Source organism: Streptomyces sp. NBC_01451 (assembly GCF_036227485.1).
Lineage (GTDB): Bacteria > Actinomycetota > Actinomycetes > Streptomycetales > Streptomycetaceae > Streptomyces.
The window spans coordinates 5,871,753-5,887,327 of record NZ_CP109479.1; the positions used below are offsets into that span (position 1 = coordinate 5,871,753).

General features: G+C 70.2%; 13 protein-coding genes and 1 riboswitch. Of the genes, 7 read left to right on the forward strand and 6 right to left on the reverse strand.

The window, feature by feature from the left end; genetic code table 11:
* Nucleotides 1–140 precede the first annotated feature (140 nt).
* Complete coding sequence (gene fahA, locus OG595_RS25720) at nucleotides 141–1,355, reverse strand: fumarylacetoacetase (RefSeq protein WP_329275939.1); 1,215 nt, start codon at nucleotides 1,353–1,355, stop codon at nucleotides 141–143.
* A gap of 222 nt (nucleotides 1,356–1,577) precedes the next feature.
* Between fahA and OG595_RS25725 the strand changes: the two genes are divergently transcribed.
* The 3 genes from OG595_RS25725 to OG595_RS25735 all read left to right on the forward strand — a co-directional run bounded on the left by OG595_RS25725 (nucleotide 1,578) and on the right by OG595_RS25735 (nucleotide 5,224).
* Nucleotides 1,578–2,810: a carboxylate--amine ligase gene (locus OG595_RS25725; protein WP_329275941.1), complete on the forward strand. Its 1,233-nt coding sequence runs from the start codon at nucleotides 1,578–1,580 to the stop codon at nucleotides 2,808–2,810.
* A 60-nt stretch (nucleotides 2,811–2,870) separates the two neighbouring features.
* Nucleotides 2,871–4,220, forward strand: a complete 1,350-nt coding sequence (locus tag OG595_RS25730; RefSeq protein WP_329275943.1) for an FAD-dependent oxidoreductase — start codon at nucleotides 2,871–2,873, stop codon at nucleotides 4,218–4,220.
* A gap of 182 nt (nucleotides 4,221–4,402) precedes the next feature.
* Complete coding sequence (locus OG595_RS25735; protein WP_329275945.1) at nucleotides 4,403–5,224, forward strand: HAD family hydrolase; 822 nt, start codon at nucleotides 4,403–4,405, stop codon at nucleotides 5,222–5,224.
* Nucleotides 5,225–5,292: 68 nt separating this feature from the next.
* Here OG595_RS25735 and OG595_RS25740 read toward each other — a convergent pair whose 3' ends face one another.
* Nucleotides 5,293–5,784 (reverse strand): transglycosylase SLT domain-containing protein, encoded by a 492-nt coding sequence (locus tag OG595_RS25740; protein ID WP_329275948.1) that lies wholly within the window; start codon nucleotides 5,782–5,784, stop codon nucleotides 5,293–5,295.
* A 1-nt stretch (nucleotide 5,785) separates the two neighbouring features.
* Nucleotides 5,786–5,947: riboswitch (cyclic di-AMP (ydaO/yuaA leader) on the reverse strand.
* Between the two features lie 646 nt (nucleotides 5,948–6,593).
* Here OG595_RS25740 and OG595_RS25745 point away from each other — a divergent pair.
* From OG595_RS25745 to OG595_RS25760, 4 genes are all read left to right on the forward strand, one after another.
* Nucleotides 6,594–7,604: a polyprenyl synthetase family protein gene (locus OG595_RS25745; protein WP_329275951.1), complete on the forward strand. Its 1,011-nt coding sequence runs from the start codon at nucleotides 6,594–6,596 to the stop codon at nucleotides 7,602–7,604.
* A gap of 340 nt (nucleotides 7,605–7,944) precedes the next feature.
* Nucleotides 7,945–9,285 (forward strand): DUF2092 domain-containing protein, encoded by a 1,341-nt coding sequence (locus tag OG595_RS25750; protein ID WP_329275954.1) that lies wholly within the window; start codon nucleotides 7,945–7,947, stop codon nucleotides 9,283–9,285.
* Nucleotides 9,286–9,331: 46 nt separating this feature from the next.
* Nucleotides 9,332–10,330, forward strand: coding sequence for an ABC transporter ATP-binding protein (locus tag OG595_RS25755; protein WP_329275956.1), 999 nt, complete (start codon nucleotides 9,332–9,334; stop codon nucleotides 10,328–10,330).
* The gene (locus OG595_RS25760; protein ID WP_329275958.1) at nucleotides 10,317–11,237 is read left to right on the forward strand and encodes an ABC transporter permease; all 921 of its coding nucleotides are present in this window, start codon (nucleotides 10,317–10,319) and stop codon (nucleotides 11,235–11,237) included. The genes OG595_RS25755 and OG595_RS25760 overlap by 14 nt, the downstream gene beginning before the upstream one ends.
* Here OG595_RS25760 and OG595_RS25765 read toward each other — a convergent pair.
* The 4 genes from OG595_RS25765 to rarD form a co-directional block, all read right to left on the reverse strand.
* The gene (locus tag OG595_RS25765) at nucleotides 11,227–11,793 is read right to left on the reverse strand and encodes a flavodoxin family protein (protein ID WP_329275961.1); all 567 of its coding nucleotides are present in this window, start codon (nucleotides 11,791–11,793) and stop codon (nucleotides 11,227–11,229) included. The two genes, OG595_RS25760 and OG595_RS25765, sit on opposite strands and share 11 nt — an antisense overlap.
* Nucleotides 11,794–11,905: 112 nt before the next feature.
* Nucleotides 11,906–13,165, reverse strand: a complete 1,260-nt coding sequence (locus tag OG595_RS25770) for an amidase (RefSeq protein WP_329275963.1) — start codon at nucleotides 13,163–13,165, stop codon at nucleotides 11,906–11,908.
* A 198-nt stretch (nucleotides 13,166–13,363) separates the two neighbouring features.
* A complete protein-coding gene (locus OG595_RS25775) occupies nucleotides 13,364–14,356 on the reverse strand; it encodes a M28 family metallopeptidase (protein ID WP_329275965.1) in 993 nt (330 codons plus the stop codon).
* Nucleotides 14,357–14,561: 205 nt separating this feature from the next.
* Nucleotides 14,562–15,530 carry an EamA family transporter RarD gene (gene rarD, locus OG595_RS25780; RefSeq protein WP_329275968.1) on the reverse strand — a complete coding sequence of 323 codons (969 nt, stop codon included), beginning with the start codon at nucleotides 15,528–15,530 and terminating at the stop codon, nucleotides 14,562–14,564.
* Nucleotides 15,531–15,575 lie beyond the last annotated feature (45 nt).

Below are 15,575 nucleotides of genomic sequence, written 5' to 3' on the forward strand. Positions count from 1 at the left end.
GCGGGGGAGGGAGGGGGCGCGTCCGTTTCTCCCGACCGGCTCTCCCGGTCGGCTCTCTCCGCCGACGTCGGATCGACTGCCCCGCCCGCTCCCGCAGCTCTCCCCGTTGCTGCTCTCCCCGCTGCTCCCCGGCGCCTCGCTCAGCTCGACGGAGCGATTGTGCCCGTCACCTCGCCCAGGCCTACGCGGGTGCCGTTCGGACCCGGGGCCCAGGCGGTCAGGGTGACCTCGTCGCCGTCCTCCAGGAAGGTGCGCTTGCCGGTGGGGAGGTCGAGGGGGGCGGTGCCGTTCCAGGTGAGTTCGAGGAGCGAGCCGCGTTCCCGTTCGGTGGGGCCGCTGACCGTGCCCGAGCCGTAGAGGTCGCCGGTGCGCAGGGAGGCACCGTTGACGGTCATGTGGGCGAGTTGCTGCGCGGCCGTCCAGTACATGGTGGAGAAGGGGGGCCCGGAGATCGTGTGGCCGTTCACGGCGACGGAGATACGCAGTTCGTAGCCGCCGGGCTCCTCCTCGGCGTCGTCGAGGTAGGGAAGCAGGGGGTGGGTGCGGGCGGGCGGGGCGATCCGGGCATCCTCCAGGGCGTCCAGCGGGGTGATCCACGCCGAGACGGACGTGGCGAAGGACTTGCCGAGGAACGGGCCCAGCGGGACGTACTCCCAGGCCTGGATGTCGCGGGCGGACCAGTCGTTCAGGAGGCAGAGGCCGAAGACGTGGTCCCGGAAAGCGGACAGGGGAACGGGACTGCCCATGGACGACGGTGTGCCCACCACGAAGCCGACCTCAGCCTCGATGTCCAGGCGGACCGACGGGCCGAAGATCGGGGCAGGGTCGGTGGGGGCCTTGCGCTGGCCCGACGGGCGTACGACCTCCGTGCCGGAGACCACGACCGTGCCCGAGCGGCCGTGGTAGCCGATCGGCAGGTGCTTCCAGTTGGGGGTCAGGGAGTCCGCGGCGTCGGGGCGGAAGATCTGGCCGACGTTCCGGGCGTGGTTCTCGGAGGCGTAGAAGTCGACGTAGTCCGCGACCTCGAAGGGAAGGTGCAGCGTCACCGAGGAGAGGGGGTGCAGGAGCGGGGCGACGGTGTCCTGGTGGGACGGGACGGTGACCCAGGCGGTGAGGGCGCGTCGGATGTCGGACCAGGTCGTGCGGCCCGCGGCGAGAAGGGGGTTGAGGGTCGGGCGGGCCAGTACGGAGACGTAGGGCGAGCCGAGTGCGGCGGCTGCCGCGCCCGCGTCCAGGACGTGGTCGCCGAGACGGACGCCGACCCGGCGGTCCGTGGAGCCGGCCGGCGAGAACACACCGTAGGGGAGGTTGTGCGGACCGAAGGGGTCGCCCTCGGGGACATCGAAGGGGGGCATGGGGTGCTGCCTCGCTCTCGTGTGGCCATGTGGTCGCGCCACAGGTTACGGGTGAGTTGTGGGCTCAGGGCAGTGTTCCCAGTGTCTAAAGAGTTCGTAATGTCCGGATAAGCCTTGTCCGGAGTGGGCGATTCCGGCTTAGCGTCCTTTGGGGGACATGGACGGGGTGGGGCCGGTCCGTAGGGGGGACACGTGGGGGGACCCGTGGCCAGGAACAGCAGTGTGCCGTTTTCGGCCGACCATGCCGTGCCGGCGCTGATCGTGAAGTTCGGCGACTATCCGCTGCACCACGGAGGTGTCGGGGCCATCCGCAGCCTGGGGCGGCTGGGCGTTCCGATGTACGCGATCACCGAGGACCCTTACACGCCCGCGGCCTCGTCGCGCTATCTGCGGCGCGCGTTCGTCTGGCCGACCACCGGGACCGAGGAACCGGAACGGCTCGTCGAAGGGCTGCTGCGGATCGGGAAGCGGATCGGGCGTCCCGCTGTCCTCGTTCCCACGGACGAGGAGGCGGCCGTACTGATCGCCGAGCGGCAGAAGGAACTCGGCGACGCGTTTCTCTTCCCGCGCGTGGAGGCGGGACTGCCGCGCCGGCTCGCCAGCAAGCAGGGGCTGCACGAGTTGTGCGTGGAGCACGGCATACCGACTCCGGTCGCCGCCTTTCCGCAGTCGTACGACGACATCGAGCGGTTCGCGCGGACCGCACGGTTCCCGGTGGTGGCCAAGAACCGGGAGGCGTTCGTGCGGCGTGCCCGGCCCGCGGTCAACGGCACCACCCGGATCGGGAGTCGGGAGGCGCTGCTTTCCCTGGCGCGCGACTGGGGTGAGTGTCCCGGCGTGATCCTCCAGGAGTACCTGCCCCGGGAGGAGGCCGAGGACTGGATCGTGCACGCCTACTTCGACGCGGACTCGAACCCGCGCGCGTTGTTCACGGGCGTGAAGGTCCGTTCCTGGCCGCCGCACGCGGGAATGACAGCAAATGCATATGTCGTCGACAATCCGGAACTCGCGGACATCGCCGCACGTTTCATCAAACAGATCGGCTTCACCGGAATCATCGACCTCGACCTGCGCTTCGACCGGCGCGACGGACAGTACAAGCTCCTCGACTTCAACCCGCGGATGGGCGCCCAGTTCCGGCTCTTCGAGAGCGAGTCGGGGGTGGACGTCGTGCGGGCCATGCATCTCGATCTGACCGGACGCACCGTTCCGGAGGGGGAACAGCGCGCCGGGCACCGGTACATCGTGGAGAACATCGACCTGCCCGCCCTCCTCGCCTATCGGCGCAGCGGCTACACGACGCCGCACGCGCCGACCCGGGCGAGCGGGACGGAACTGGCCTGGCTCGCGGGTGACGACCCGCTGCCGTTCCTCACGATGCTCGCCCGGTTCGTGCGGCCGGGCGCGAAGCATCTGTACCAGCTGTGGCGGACCAGCCGTCGTGGCGGCGGCTGACGACAGGGAAACAACCAGAGCAGCACGAAGTGGCGAAGCAGCGTCCTGGGGAGGGACTTCGTGAATCATCCGGTAGCGGTTATCGGCGCGGGACCGTTCGGTCTGTCCACCGCCGCGCATCTGCGGGCGCGGGGCATTCCGGTGAGGGTGTTCGGCGAGCCCATGGTGAGCTGGCGGGACCACATGCCCGCCGGGATGCTCCTGAAGTCGACGCCGGCGGCGTCCAGCATCGATGCCCCGCAGAGTGGTCACACCCTCGCGGACTACTGCGATGCGGTGGGGGTGCCCCGGCTGGTCGCGGACGAGGACATCATCCCGGTGGAGACCTTCATCGCGTACGGCGAGTGGTTCCAGCAGCGGCTGGTGCCCGAGCTGGAGCAGGTGCGGGTGGTGTCCGTGGACCGGCGGCACAGGAGCACCGGCAGCCATGGCACGAGCAGGCACGGCAGCGGTGATGGCTTCGAACTCAAGCTGGACTCGGGTGAGTTGTTCACCGCGCGGGCGGTCGTGGTGGCGACGGGGCTGTCGGGGCTCGCACATCTGCCCCCGGAGCTGGCCGGCGCCGCGCCGGACGGGCCCTCGCCCACGGGACCGGTGTCCCACAGTTCGCAGCACCACGACCTGAGCCGGTTCGCGGGCGGAGAACTGATCGTCGTCGGCGCGGGCCAGTCCGCGCTGGAGACGGCGGCACTGGCGGCGGAGGCAGGGGCGAAGGTACGGGTGGTGTCGCGGGGGAGCGGTCGCGTCGCCTTCGGCGCACCCCCCTGGCAGCAGCCCAGGCTGCGGCCCGCGTCGCCGTTCGGCAACGCGTGGTCGCTCTGGGCCCTCTCCTACTACCCGCAGCCCTACCGCTACCTCCCGGCCCAGGCCCGCCACTACCTGGTCCGCCGGGTTCTCGGACCGCTCGGGGCGTGGTGGCTGCGCGACCGGTTCGAGGGGAAGGTGGAGGTGAGTGAGGTCGCGCGGATCGTCCGGGCGGAGGTCGCTGGGGCTGCGGGGGGCATGGCGGCTCCGAGGGCGGCCGAGGCGCGGAGTGCGAAGGGCGCCAACGGCGCGCCGGAGGCGCACTGTTCGGGGAGCGGGGTGGGCTCCGCCCACGGGCGGCCGGTGCTGACCGTACGGGAACTCGGCGGCCGGGTAGGGGAGTTGTCGGCCGACCATGTCATAGCCGCGACCGGCTACCGCGTCGACATCGCCGCGATGGACTTCCTCGGGCATGAACTGCGTACGGAGCTGGCGGTGAGCCGGGGGACGCCGAGGCTCGGTGCCGGATACGCCTCCTCCGTACCCGGGTTGTACTTCACGGGGTTGCCTGCGGCTGCTTCGTACGGGCCGGTGATGCGGTTCGTGTGCGGTACGGAGTTCGCGTCACCGCGGCTGGCGGGACATCTGGCGGCGGCGCACGGGTAGGGCGCGGGTGGCGTGCGCGAGGGGCGCGGGCAGGGCGGAGGCAGGGCACGAGTTCCGGTTCGTCCCGAGCGGTCCCTTCGGCGGGAACCGGTGCGGGTGCCGGGGCTGTTGCCGCCGGGAGAACGAACGTCGTCCGGTTCGAACGGAGACCGATGGGCCGAACGATCCGTATTCTCTGGATCATGGCCGCACCCACCGCATACGCACTTATCGCCACGGACCTGGACGGAACGCTCCTGCGTGCCGACGACACGCTCTCCGACCGGTCCCGGGCCGCGCTTGCGCGTGTCACGGCCGCGGGCGTCCGGCATCTGGTCGTGACCGGACGGCCGGCTCCGAGAGTCCGGCCACTGCTCGACGACCTGGGCGCCGGGGGGCTCGCGGTGTGCGGGCAGGGGGCGCAGGTGTACGACGCCGGCGCGGACCGTCTGCTGTGGTCGGTGACCCTGGACCGGGAGCTGGCGGAGACCGCGCTCGGCAAGATCGAGGCCGAGGTCGGTCAGGTGTACGCCGCCGTCGACCAGGACGGTGTCGACGGGCTCACGCTCATCGAACCCGGGTACCTGATGCCGCACCCGACGCTGCCGGCCGTACAGGTGCCCCACCGGGACGATCTGTGGACCGCGCCCATCAGCAAGGTGCTGCTGCGTCACCCGTCCCTGTCCGACGACGAGTTGGCGTCGGCGGCGCGCGGAGCGGTCGGTTCCCTCGCGACGGTCACCATGTCGGGGCCGGGCACTGTCGAACTCCAGCCATGCGGCATCACCAAGGCGACGGGGCTCGCGCTGGCCGCCGAGTATCTCGGGCTGACCGCGTCCGCCACGATCGCCTTCGGTGACATGCCCAACGACATCCCGATGTTCGACTGGGCGGCCCACGGTGTCGCCATGGCCAACGCCCATCCCGAGCTCAAGGCCGTGGCGGACGAGGTCACCCTCTCGAACGAGGACGACGGGATCGCGGTGGTGCTGGAGCGGCTGTTCGGGGCCGGAGCGGGCCGGTAGCGGACCAGGGCCGGCCGGCCCGGTAGACCTGGGCCGGCTGCCCCGGGCTGCCTGCCGCCCGGGGCTGCCTAGTAGGCCCCGTACACGTTGTCTATCGATCCGTAGCGCGCCGCCGCGTAGTTGCAGGCCGCGGTGATGTTCGCGATCGGGTCGTAGGGGTCGTACGAGGTGCCTGCGACGTGGTAGGCGGCGAAGGTCGGGTCGATGACCTGGAGGAGGCCCTTGGAGGGGGTGCCGGCTGCGGCGTTCGAGTCCCAGTTGTTGATGGCGTACGGGTTGCCCGACGACTCGCGGATGACGTTGCGGTAGATGCCGTCGTACGTTCCGGGGATTCCGTTCTGCGCCATGATGTCGAGCGATTCGCGGATCCAGCCGTCCAGGTTGTTCGCGTAGTACGTCGTGGTCGATGACGTGACGGACGGTGCCGCTGATGCCGTTGTCGCGGTCAGGAAGGGGATGGCCAGGGCTGCGGCGGCCGTCCCGGTGATGGCGAGTGTGCGCGTGAGCGCGAGCGGGCGGCGGGAGGTTCTCGCGTGGTGGTGCCGACCTCGTACGGGCATGGTGTGTCCTCTCCGGCGCCTGCGAGGTGAGCTGTCGGGTTCGGGCGGGAGATGCCCGGCCGGGCGCGTTGTCGGCGCACGGCTTCACCCCTAGCCGCTCCGGCGTGAATGCCCGGACCGGCGGCTTGCCTGGGTCCCCCGCTCCTGCCTGCGTGAGTCATGTGTGGGTGGGTTGTCTGCTCTGCGGGCGGTGGCAGGATTCGGCGGGCCGCCCGGTGTGGCGCGAAACGTATGCGAGAGCACACGGATGGAACAAGGGGCGGAAATGCAGGACTTGCCTATTTGGGACGCCCATTGGGGATAAAACGGTCAAAAAGTAAAGGGCGCGTGGAGGGCAACTTGCCTTTTGTGAAGGGGGAGTTTGCGGAGTGGGGGTCGTGGGGGTTGCTTGTGGGCGTGACTCGAATCACGGAGTGGGGGTAGTCGTGATCCGGGTGGCGTGAGCGGGCATTTTGAGGTTTTTGCTGATCAATGGACGCGCATGTCCGTTGTGGGAGTGGAACCTGCTGTGCGATGCGCGACGTTGTCCCGGTGACGGTCGCGGCGAGGGGTGGCGATGGGTGGGAAAGGCGTGGGGGTGAGGTGGCGTATGTGCGTGTGGGCTCAGGTGCCGGATGCGGGATGTTTATAAATGTCCATGCTTTGGACTGATCAAAAACATTCCGGTCGTGATCCGATACCGCCTGGGCTGGACGGGCGGGCGCTCGCGGTGATCGAAACGTGACCGGATACGCTGACTTGAGTGATGGCAACGATCTATCGACACACCGTGTGACCGCCAGTAGACACCAGCAGACAGGAGATCCCTCGTGACCGTCGTCGGGCCGTTCGGGCTGAGCGTGCGGGACCAGGCTCTCGAAGCCGATGTCCAGGCCGGATTGGCGGCTGTCGAGGAAGGGTTGCTCGAAGCCACCAAGAGCGAGGTCCCCTTCATTACGGAGGCCGCGCAGCATCTCGTACGGGCCGGCGGGAAGCGGTTCCGGCCACTGCTCGTAATGCTCGCTGCACAGTTCGGGGACCGGCATGCGCCGGGGATCGTGCCGTCCGCGGTGGTGGTGGAGCTGACCCACCTCGCGACGCTGTATCACGACGACGTCATGGACGAGGCCGAGGTGCGGCGCGGGGTGCCCAGTGCCAACACGCGCTGGGGCAACTCCGTCGCGGTCCTCACCGGGGACTTCCTGTTCGCGCGCGCCTCGCACATCCTCGCCGACCTCGGGCCCGAGGCGGTCCGGGTGCAGGCGGAGGCGTTCGAGCGGCTGGTGACCGGGCAGATCCTGGAGACGGCGGGGCCGTCGGACGGGCGGGATCCCGTCGAGCACTATCTGGACGTGCTGGGCGGGAAGACCGGGTCCCTGGTGGCCGTGGCCTGCCGGTTCGGGGCGATGATGTCCGGGGCGGACGACAGCGTCGTGGACGTGCTCACCCAGTACGGGGAGCGGCTCGGGGTCGCCTTCCAGCTCGCCGACGATGTACTGGACATCGCGTCCGACTCCCACGAGTCGGGAAAGACGCCGGGGACGGATCTGCGGGAGGGCATTCCCACGATGCCCGTGCTCCGGCTGCGGGAGCGGGTGGCCCGGCTGGGGCTGGCCGAGGACGTCGCGTTGTGCGAGCTGCTGGACTCCGACCTGAGCGACGACGCCCGGCACGCGGAGGCGCTGGCCCGGCTGCGGGTGCATCCGGCGTTGGAGCAGGCGCGGCGGGACACGGTGCGGTACGCGGAGGAGGCTCGGGCCGCGCTGGTGCCGTTGGCGGAGTGCGATGCGAAGGCCGCGCTGCGGGAGATGTGCGATGCGGTGGTGCATCGGGCGGGGTGAGGGTTCGCCGCCGCCCGTGCCCGTCCCTTCCCGTTCCTGGGGGCTGCGCCCCCAGACCCCCGCTTCGGCCCTGAAGGGGCCTCGTCCTGAAACTCCCCCAGAGGGGGACCCCCAGACGGGCTGAAATGTCGGGGTGTGACCCCTACGGGTCAGGGGAGGTTGGGGCTCCTCATGTCATCCCGTAGCAGTACACGGAGTTGAGCCCACGGTCTGACGATTCGTCCTCGCCGATTTGGTGAGATGGAAACCACCACTCCTCACCGGTTCGGGTGAGAATGGCGGCTCGGGGTGGACAAGTGTGGGACGGACAGCCGCCGCCGACGACGGAGGTAAGGCACACATGGCACCGTACGAAGAGGCCAAGGCCGGGAACCGGATCGAGGCCGAGATCGAGGCCGAGGACGTGCCGTCCCGGCGCCGCAAGGCCGCGCGGTACGCCGCCCCGGCCGTGGTGATCGGTCTGACGGTCGCGACGATCGGGCTGGTACCGGCGTTCGCCGGTTCCGGAGACCCCGATCTGCCGAAGATCAGTGCGCAGGAACTCATCGAGAAGATCGCCGCGTCGGACGTACAGCAGCTGTCCGGCACGGTGAAGATCAGTACGGATCTGGGGCTGCCGGACCTCGGCGGTCTGGAGAGCGGACTCCTGTCCGGCGGACTCGGAGGGGGTTCCGGCGACTCGGGATCGGCCGCCGATCCGAGCGCCAAGCTCCTTGAGCTGGCCACCGGCACGCACACCGTGCGGGTCGCCGTCGACGGCCCCGACAAGCAGAAGGTGTCGCTGCTGGAGAAGGCCGCCGAGTACAGCGTCATCCACAACGGCGACGAGGTGTGGGCGTACGACAGCGCGTCGAACGAGGCGTACCACGCGACGGCCCCCGCTTCCGAGAGCGGTAAGGACAAGGGCGAGGGCAAGGACCGGATCCTGCCTGGCGACGAGACGGACGCCACACCCGGTCAGCTCGCCGAGGAGGCCCTGAAGGCGGTCGACGACACGACCTCCGTGACCGTCGACGGCACCGCCCAGGTCGCCGGCCGGGACGCTTACAAGCTGGTCATCAAGCCGAAGGCGTCCGGGTCCACGGTCGGGGCGATCAGTGTCGCGGTCGACTCGAAGACCGGGACACCCCTGAAGTTCACCCTCACCCCGGCGAGCGGCGGTGCCGCCGTCGTGGACGTCGGCTTCGTGGACGTCGACTTCGGCAAGCCCGCCGCCTCGACCTTCGACTTCACCCCGCCCAAGGGGACGAAGGTCACCGAGGAGGACGGGACGGAGGTCCCGCGCGACGTTGACAAGGGCGGGCCGGAATTCGACAAGAAGTTCGACGAGCAGTTCGGCAACAAGCTGGAGGGGGACCTCAAGGGTCTCGAAGGCCACCAGGGCACGCCGGACGGGCTCGAGGACGACGGCGTCAAGGTCATCGGTGAGGGCTGGAACGCCATCGCCACGTTCGACTCGGGGACCGAGGGCGGCGGTCTGCCGTCGGCCGGCAGCTCGCCCGACGCCGGTGCGTTCGGCGGGTTCCTGGACTCCTTCGGCGACAAGGTCTCCGGCGACTTCGGCTCCGGCACGGTCTTCAAGACCCGCCTGATCAACGCCCTGATGACGGACGACGGCAAGCTCTACGTCGGCGCCGTCACGAAGGACGCCCTGGTCAAGGCGGCCAACGCGGCCCAGTAACTCCCGTAGGGGAACCGTCGTACACGCATGACGATTGAGGGAGCCCATGGAGGAACCGTCCGCCACGGAGCCGCCGAAGGTGAACCGGGGCGTGGGTGACGACGACGCGGTCATCGTCACCCACGCCCTCACCAAGCGCTACCGCGGCGGACAACTCGCCGTCGACGCTCTCGACCTCACCGTCCCGGCCGGCAGCGTCTTCGGTTTCCTCGGGCCCAACGGCTCCGGCAAGACGACGACCATCCGCATGCTGATGGGCCTGATCGAGCCGACGTCGGGCACGGCGCGGGTGCTGGGGCGACCGATGCCCCGCGCCACCCGCGCCGTCCTGCCGCACGTCGGCGCGCTCATCGAGGGGCCCGCGCTGTACGGCTTCCTCTCGGGCCGTGACAACCTCGCACGGTTCGACGCCGCCGACCCGACCGCCGATCCGCGCACCCGGCGTACGCGCGTCGCGGCGGCGCTGGACCGGGTGGGCCTGACGGCCGCCGCCGGCAAGAAGGCGAAGGCGTACTCGCTGGGCATGAAACAGCGGCTCGGTCTCGCGGCGGCGCTCCTCCAACCGCGCCGGCTGCTCGTCCTCGACGAGCCGACCAACGGACTCGATCCGCAGGGGATGCGTGAAATCCGTTCCCTGGTAAGGGAGTTGGCGTTGGACGGCACCACCGTCTTCCTCTCCTCCCACCTCCTCGACGAGATCGAGCAGGTCTGTACGCACGCGGCCGTGATGGCGCAGGGGCGGCTGATCACCCAGGGCCCGGTGGCCGAGCTGGCCGCCGGGGCCCGCGGCCGGCTGGTCGTGACGACGCCCGACGCGGCGGACGCGGCCCGCGTGCTCAAGGAACAGGGCGTCGGCGACGTGGTCGTGACCGAGGACCGGGACCGGGTGACCGGCGAGGTACCGGAAGGAGACCGCGAACTCGCCGATCTGAATGCCGCGTTGGTCGGTGCGGGGGTCCGCGTCCGGGGCTTCGGTGTCGAACGGGCGTCTCTGGAGGACGCGTTCGTGGCGCTGACGGGGGAGGGCTTCGATGTCGCGGGCTGAGACGAGCGCTCCCGAGGGGCGCGGGGAACCGCGCGACAAGCCACAACCAACCGTTGGCCGCCGAACGACCTTCCACGGCGCTCTCTTCACCCTCTTCCGCAACGAACTTCTCACCACGTTCCGTCGCTGGCGCACCCTCGCACTGCTCGGGGTACTGGCGGCGGTACCGATCCTCGTCGGCACAGCGGTCAAGATCGAGACGGACGACGGTTCCTCGGCCGGCCCCGCCGGAGGCGGCCCCGCGTTCATCTCGCAGATCAGCAACAACGGTCTGTTCCTGGTGTTCACGGCACTGGCCGCGACCCTCCCCTTCTTCCTTCCGATGGCGATCGGTGTCATCGCGGGCGACGCGATAGCCGGCGAGTCGAGCGCGGGCACGCTCCGCTATCTGCTGGTCGCCCCGGCCGGCCGCACCCGCCTGCTCCTCACCAAGTACGCGACCACGCTGACGTTCTGCCTGGTGGCGACGCTGGTGGTGGCGATATCGGCGTTCACGGTCGGCGCGTTGCTCTTCCCGCTCGGCGACCTGATGACGATCTCCGGTACGAGCATCAGCTTCACGGAGGGCCTCGGGCGGGCGCTGCTGATCGCGCTGGTCGTCGCCGCGTCACTGATGGGCGTGGCGGCGCTCGGCCTGTTCATCTCCACCCTGACGAGCAGTGGCATCGCGGCGATGGCGACGACCGTCGGGCTGCTCATCACCGTCCAGATCCTCGACCAGATACCCCAACTGAGCGGGATCCAGCCGTACTTCTTCTCCCACTACTGGCTGTCCTTCGCCGACCTGATGCGCGAACCGGTCTACTGGGACGACCTGGTGAAGAACCTCGGCATCCAGGCCCTGTACGCGGCGGTGTTCGGCTCGGCGGCCTGGGCACGCTTCACGACGAAGGACATCACGGCCTGAACGCCGGGTCCAGGTCGAAGAACGTCTTCGCGCGGGTGAGCGCGTCGGTGTCGTTCAGTACGTCGCCGGGCTTGCTCCCGTTGCCGAGCAGCACTCCGCCGAACCGCATCTCCATGTACGCGGCCGAGTTGCCGAGCATGCCGACCAGCGGGTCCGCGACCGTCTGCTCCGTGGCCGCGAGGACGGTGACGCCCCACAGGGTGCGCCCGGCGAGGGTGTCCTTGAAGTCCAGGCCGGGCGTGCGCAGCCAGCCCGACCAGTGGTCGAGGTAGCGCTTCACGGAGGCGGAGACCGAGTACCAGTACAGCGGCGAGACGATCACGATGTCCGTGGCCGCGAGGGTGGCGTCGAGCAGGAGAGCCGCGTTGTCCCCGGTGGGCCGGACGTGGTCGGCGTCGTGGCGCAGGTCCTCGAAGTCGGGCAGCGGGTGCTCGGCGAGACTCAGCCAGCGCTGCTCGACGTCGGCGGGCAGTTGCTCGGCGGCCCTGCGGGCGAGCGTCTCGGTGTTGCCGTCACTGCGGCTGCTGCCCAGCAGGAAGAGGAAACTGCGGTTCATGGTTGGCCCCCTGTGCGTCGGAGTGCGGAGGGTGGCGCGCGGTGAATGCGCGCGCACGACTATTGCATGCGTGTGCAGTGTATGCATGTGCATTAATGTTGTGCCAGTCCCGCTACCGGGCCAGAGGTGCCCGCAGGCCCGCCCGCTCCTCCGCCTCCGCCATGACCCGGAGCAGTACCTCCTCCTCACCGTGCCGGGCCACCACCTGGAGTCCGACCGGGCAGCCGTCCGGGCCGAAGCCCGCGGGGATGCTCGCCGCCGGATGCCCGCTGAGGTTGAAAGCCCAGGTGAGCGCGGTCGAGTACCGGTCACCCGGCCCCTCGTGGCCGTGCGGCGGGTTCGGGGTGGTGGGGGTCAGGAGCAGGTCGGCCCGGCTGAACAGTTCCGCCAGCCGCCGGTCGTTGACCGAACGCAGCCGGTACGCCGCCGCTGTGCCGCCGCCCCTGTCCCCATCCCCATCCCTATCTCCATCCCCATTCGTATCCGGCGTCCGTAGTGCCAGCCAGGCCGGTCCCGGGTCGTCGAGGTGCACGGGGACATCGTCCGGCGGCAGCAGCCGTACGACCCCGGCCGCGTCGAGTCGCAGCGCGGCGCCGTGTGCGACGAGGGCGGGTCCGGGATCGGCACGGGCGAAGCCGAGGGAGTCGGACCAGACGGCCGTGAGAGGGCGTCGCGCGTACTCCTGTCCGCCACCGCCGGTCCTACCGCCCACCGCGTCCAGCGCGTCCGCCGCGTGTCCGTCGGCTCCGGCCACGCACCGCCAGTACGCCCGCAGGTCCGCCGCCCGCCGGGCGACCGCTCCGGCCGCGCTCAGTCCCGTCCGGTCGGGATGCGGCAGGCGCCCGTTCGTCGACTTGAGGCCGAACACCCCGCACCAGGCGGCCGGGATACGGACGGACCCGGCCCCGTCCGCGCCGGTCGCGAGCGGCACCAGGCCCGCCGCCACCGCCGCCGCGGCCCCGGCCGACGAGCCGCCGGGCACCCGGTCCGCCCGCCACGGGTTGACCGTCCGCCCACCGGCCCCGAGGCCCCATGTCTGCCAGGGGGTTCCGGCCCCCGGCGCGGGTACGGACGTCGCGCCCAGCGGCACACACCCGGCGCCGGTCAGCCGTACCACGTCCGCCGCCCGCTCCCCGTACCGCCCCTTCACCGCGACCGGAACGCCCGCGAGCGGCAACCACTCACCCGCGGTGACCCGTACGTCGACCTCGCGCGCCCGCCGTACCGCCGCCTCGCCCCACACCTCCGCGAACGCGCACAACTCCGGCTCCACGGCGGCGATCCGCGCGAGCGCGGCCGTGACGACGTCGACGGCCGTCACTTCCCGAGCCCGAACAGCGGCGGCGATTTCCGAAATCAGGAGATCCGTCATACCGCATTCTCCAGCTCGCGCTCCTGACCTGGTGTCCGTCCCTGTCCCTGTCCCTGGCCGTGGCGGACGGCGGGGACGGCCAACTCGGCCGACGTGCGGACCGGTTGACCGTCCCCTGTTGAACCCGTTGATCCGTGGGACCTCTTGAACGTGTTGAACCCGTTGTGCCCGTGGAGCCTGTGGGTGGCGTGCCCGCGGTTACTCCGACAGCTCCCACACGGCGTACGCTGCCGCGTCGCTGTTGCGGTCGAGGGCGGTGTCGTTGATGTTGGCCGTGGTGTCGCAGGACGAGTGGTAGCAGCGGTCGAACGCCAGGCCCGACGTGCCGCCCCACTTGGCCGCCTGTGCCGCCGTCTTGATGTAGTCGGCGCCGCTGAACAGACCGCCGACGGGTATGCCCACGTTCTTGAAGGGCGCGTGGTCGGAGCGGCCGTCGCCCTCGGTCTCGATCTCGGTGGCCACGCCGATGCCCGCGTAGTAGTCCTTGAAGGTCTGCTCGATGGTCGGGTCGTCGTCGTAGACGAAGTAGCCGGGGTTCGGCGAGCCGATCATGTCGAAGTTCAGATAGCCCTTGACGCGTGAACGGTTCGCGGAGGAGAGGTTGTTGACGTAGTACTTCGACCCGACCATGCCCAGTTCCTCCGCTCCCCACCAGCCGAATCTCAGATGCTTGGTGGGCTGGTACTGGGCGCGGGAGACGGCGAGCGCGATCTCCAGGACGGCCGCCGAGCCACTGCCGTTGTCGTTGATGCCGGCGCCGGCGGTCACGCTGTCGAGGTGCGAGCCCGCCATGATCACCTGGTTGGTGTCGCCACCGGGCCAGTCGGCGATCAGGTTGTAGCCGGTACGGCTGGACGCGGTGAACTGCTGGATGGTCGTGGTGAACCCGGCGGCGTCCAGCTTGGCCTTCACATAGTCGAGCGAGGCGCGGTAGCCGGTTCTGCCGTGTGCCCGGTTGCCGCCGTTGGCGGTGGCTATGGACTGCAACTGGGTCAGATGCGCCTTGACGTTGGCCACGGGCAGGCCGGGTGCTGCGGCGAGCCCGACGGACGACGCGGACGACGTGGAGGTCGTGGTGTCGGGAGCGGAGGCCGCGCCGGCCGCCGTGCCCGTGGTGAGGAGCGCGGTGGAGGCGAGCACGGTGACGGCCACAGCGGTGGCTGCGGCGCGTCCGGGAACCGAGAGCTTCATGTGGGGGGCTCCGAATTCCTTCGGGAATCACAGGGATTCCACAGTGGACAGGTGCCTGGATGGTGAAGCTCTGGCTAACGGTTCGTCAAGAGCGCTATCAGGACAGGGAGTTCGCATACCGGATGAACATGGACATGACCAGTGTGCGCGGTATCGGAGGCGGTACGACGCGCCCCGCCGACAGCGCCCCGCCGCACGCCCGCTGTCAGTGGCGTACGTCCTGCGCGGCCTCCACCGTCTGCGGAACGAGGACCGGATCGGGCGCCGCCCTGAGCACCCGCGCTCCCCGCCGGGCCGCCCGCAGCGCGTCCCACGTCAGCAGGACCAGGGCCAGCCACACCAGCGCGAACCCGGCCCAGCGCTCCGGCGGCATGGCCTCGTGGAAGTAGAAGATGCCGAGGAGGAACTGGAAGACGGGGGCCAGGTACTGGAGCAGGCCCAGCGTCGACAGAGGCACCCTTATCGCCGCCGCGCCGAAGCAGACCAGCGGGAGCGCGGTCACGATCCCGGTCGCCGCGAGCAGGGCCGCGTGCCCGGCGCCGTGCGCGCCGAAGGTCGCCTCGCCCCGGCCGCCCAGCCACAGCAGATACGCCAGCGCGGGCAGGAACTGGACCGCGGTCTCGGCGGCCAGCGACTCCACCCCGCCCAGGTTGACCTTCTTCTTCACCAGGCCGTACGTGGCGAAGGAGAAGGCCAGACAGAGGGAGATCCAGGGCGGCCGGCCGTAGCCGATCGTCAGGACGAGGACCGCGGCCAGGCAGACGCCGACCGCCGTCCACTGCACCGGCCGCAGCCGTTCCTTCAGCAGGAGCACACCCATGGCGATGGTGACGAGCGGGTTGATGAAGTAGCCGAGCGAGGCCTCGACCACGTGCCCGGTGTTCACGGCCCAGATGTAGACACCCCAGTTGACCGTGATGAACCCCGCGGCGACCGTGACCAGCGCCAGCCGGCGCGGTTGCCGCAGCAACTCGCCCGCCCAGGCCCAGCGGCGCATCGCCAGCAGGGCGATGCCGACGGCGGCGAGGGACCACACCATCCGGTGGGCCAGGATCTCGACCGCCCCGGACGGCTTCAGCAGGGGCCAGAAGAGCGGGACGAGGCCCCACATCCCGTATGCCGCGAAGCCGTTCAGCAGACCTGTGCGCTGCTCGCCCCTCGGCTTGCCGGCCACCGGCGTCTCCCCTCGTACCAGCACATGACCATATGGATGTGCGTC

Bases quoted from the DNA above. Each gene is read 5' to 3' on its own strand.
- fahA (WP_329275939.1), bottom strand. From the start codon at position 1,355: ATGCCCCCCTTCGATGTCCCCGAGGGCGACCCCTTCGGTCCGCACAAC.
- OG595_RS25735 (WP_329275945.1), top strand. From the start codon at position 4,403: ATGGCCGCACCCACCGCATACGCACTTATCGCCACGGACCTGGACGGA.
- OG595_RS25740 (WP_329275948.1), bottom strand. From the start codon at position 5,784: ATGCCCGTACGAGGTCGGCACCACCACGCGAGAACCTCCCGCCGCCCG.
- OG595_RS25750 (WP_329275954.1), top strand. From the start codon at position 7,945: ATGGCACCGTACGAAGAGGCCAAGGCCGGGAACCGGATCGAGGCCGAG.
- OG595_RS25755 (WP_329275956.1), top strand. From the start codon at position 9,332: ATGGAGGAACCGTCCGCCACGGAGCCGCCGAAGGTGAACCGGGGCGTG.
- OG595_RS25760 (WP_329275958.1), top strand. From the start codon at position 10,317: ATGTCGCGGGCTGAGACGAGCGCTCCCGAGGGGCGCGGGGAACCGCGC.
- OG595_RS25765 (WP_329275961.1), bottom strand. From the start codon at position 11,793: ATGAACCGCAGTTTCCTCTTCCTGCTGGGCAGCAGCCGCAGTGACGGC.
- OG595_RS25770 (WP_329275963.1), bottom strand. From the start codon at position 13,165: ATGACGGATCTCCTGATTTCGGAAATCGCCGCCGCTGTTCGGGCTCGG.
- OG595_RS25775 (WP_329275965.1), bottom strand. From the start codon at position 14,356: ATGAAGCTCTCGGTTCCCGGACGCGCCGCAGCCACCGCTGTGGCCGTC.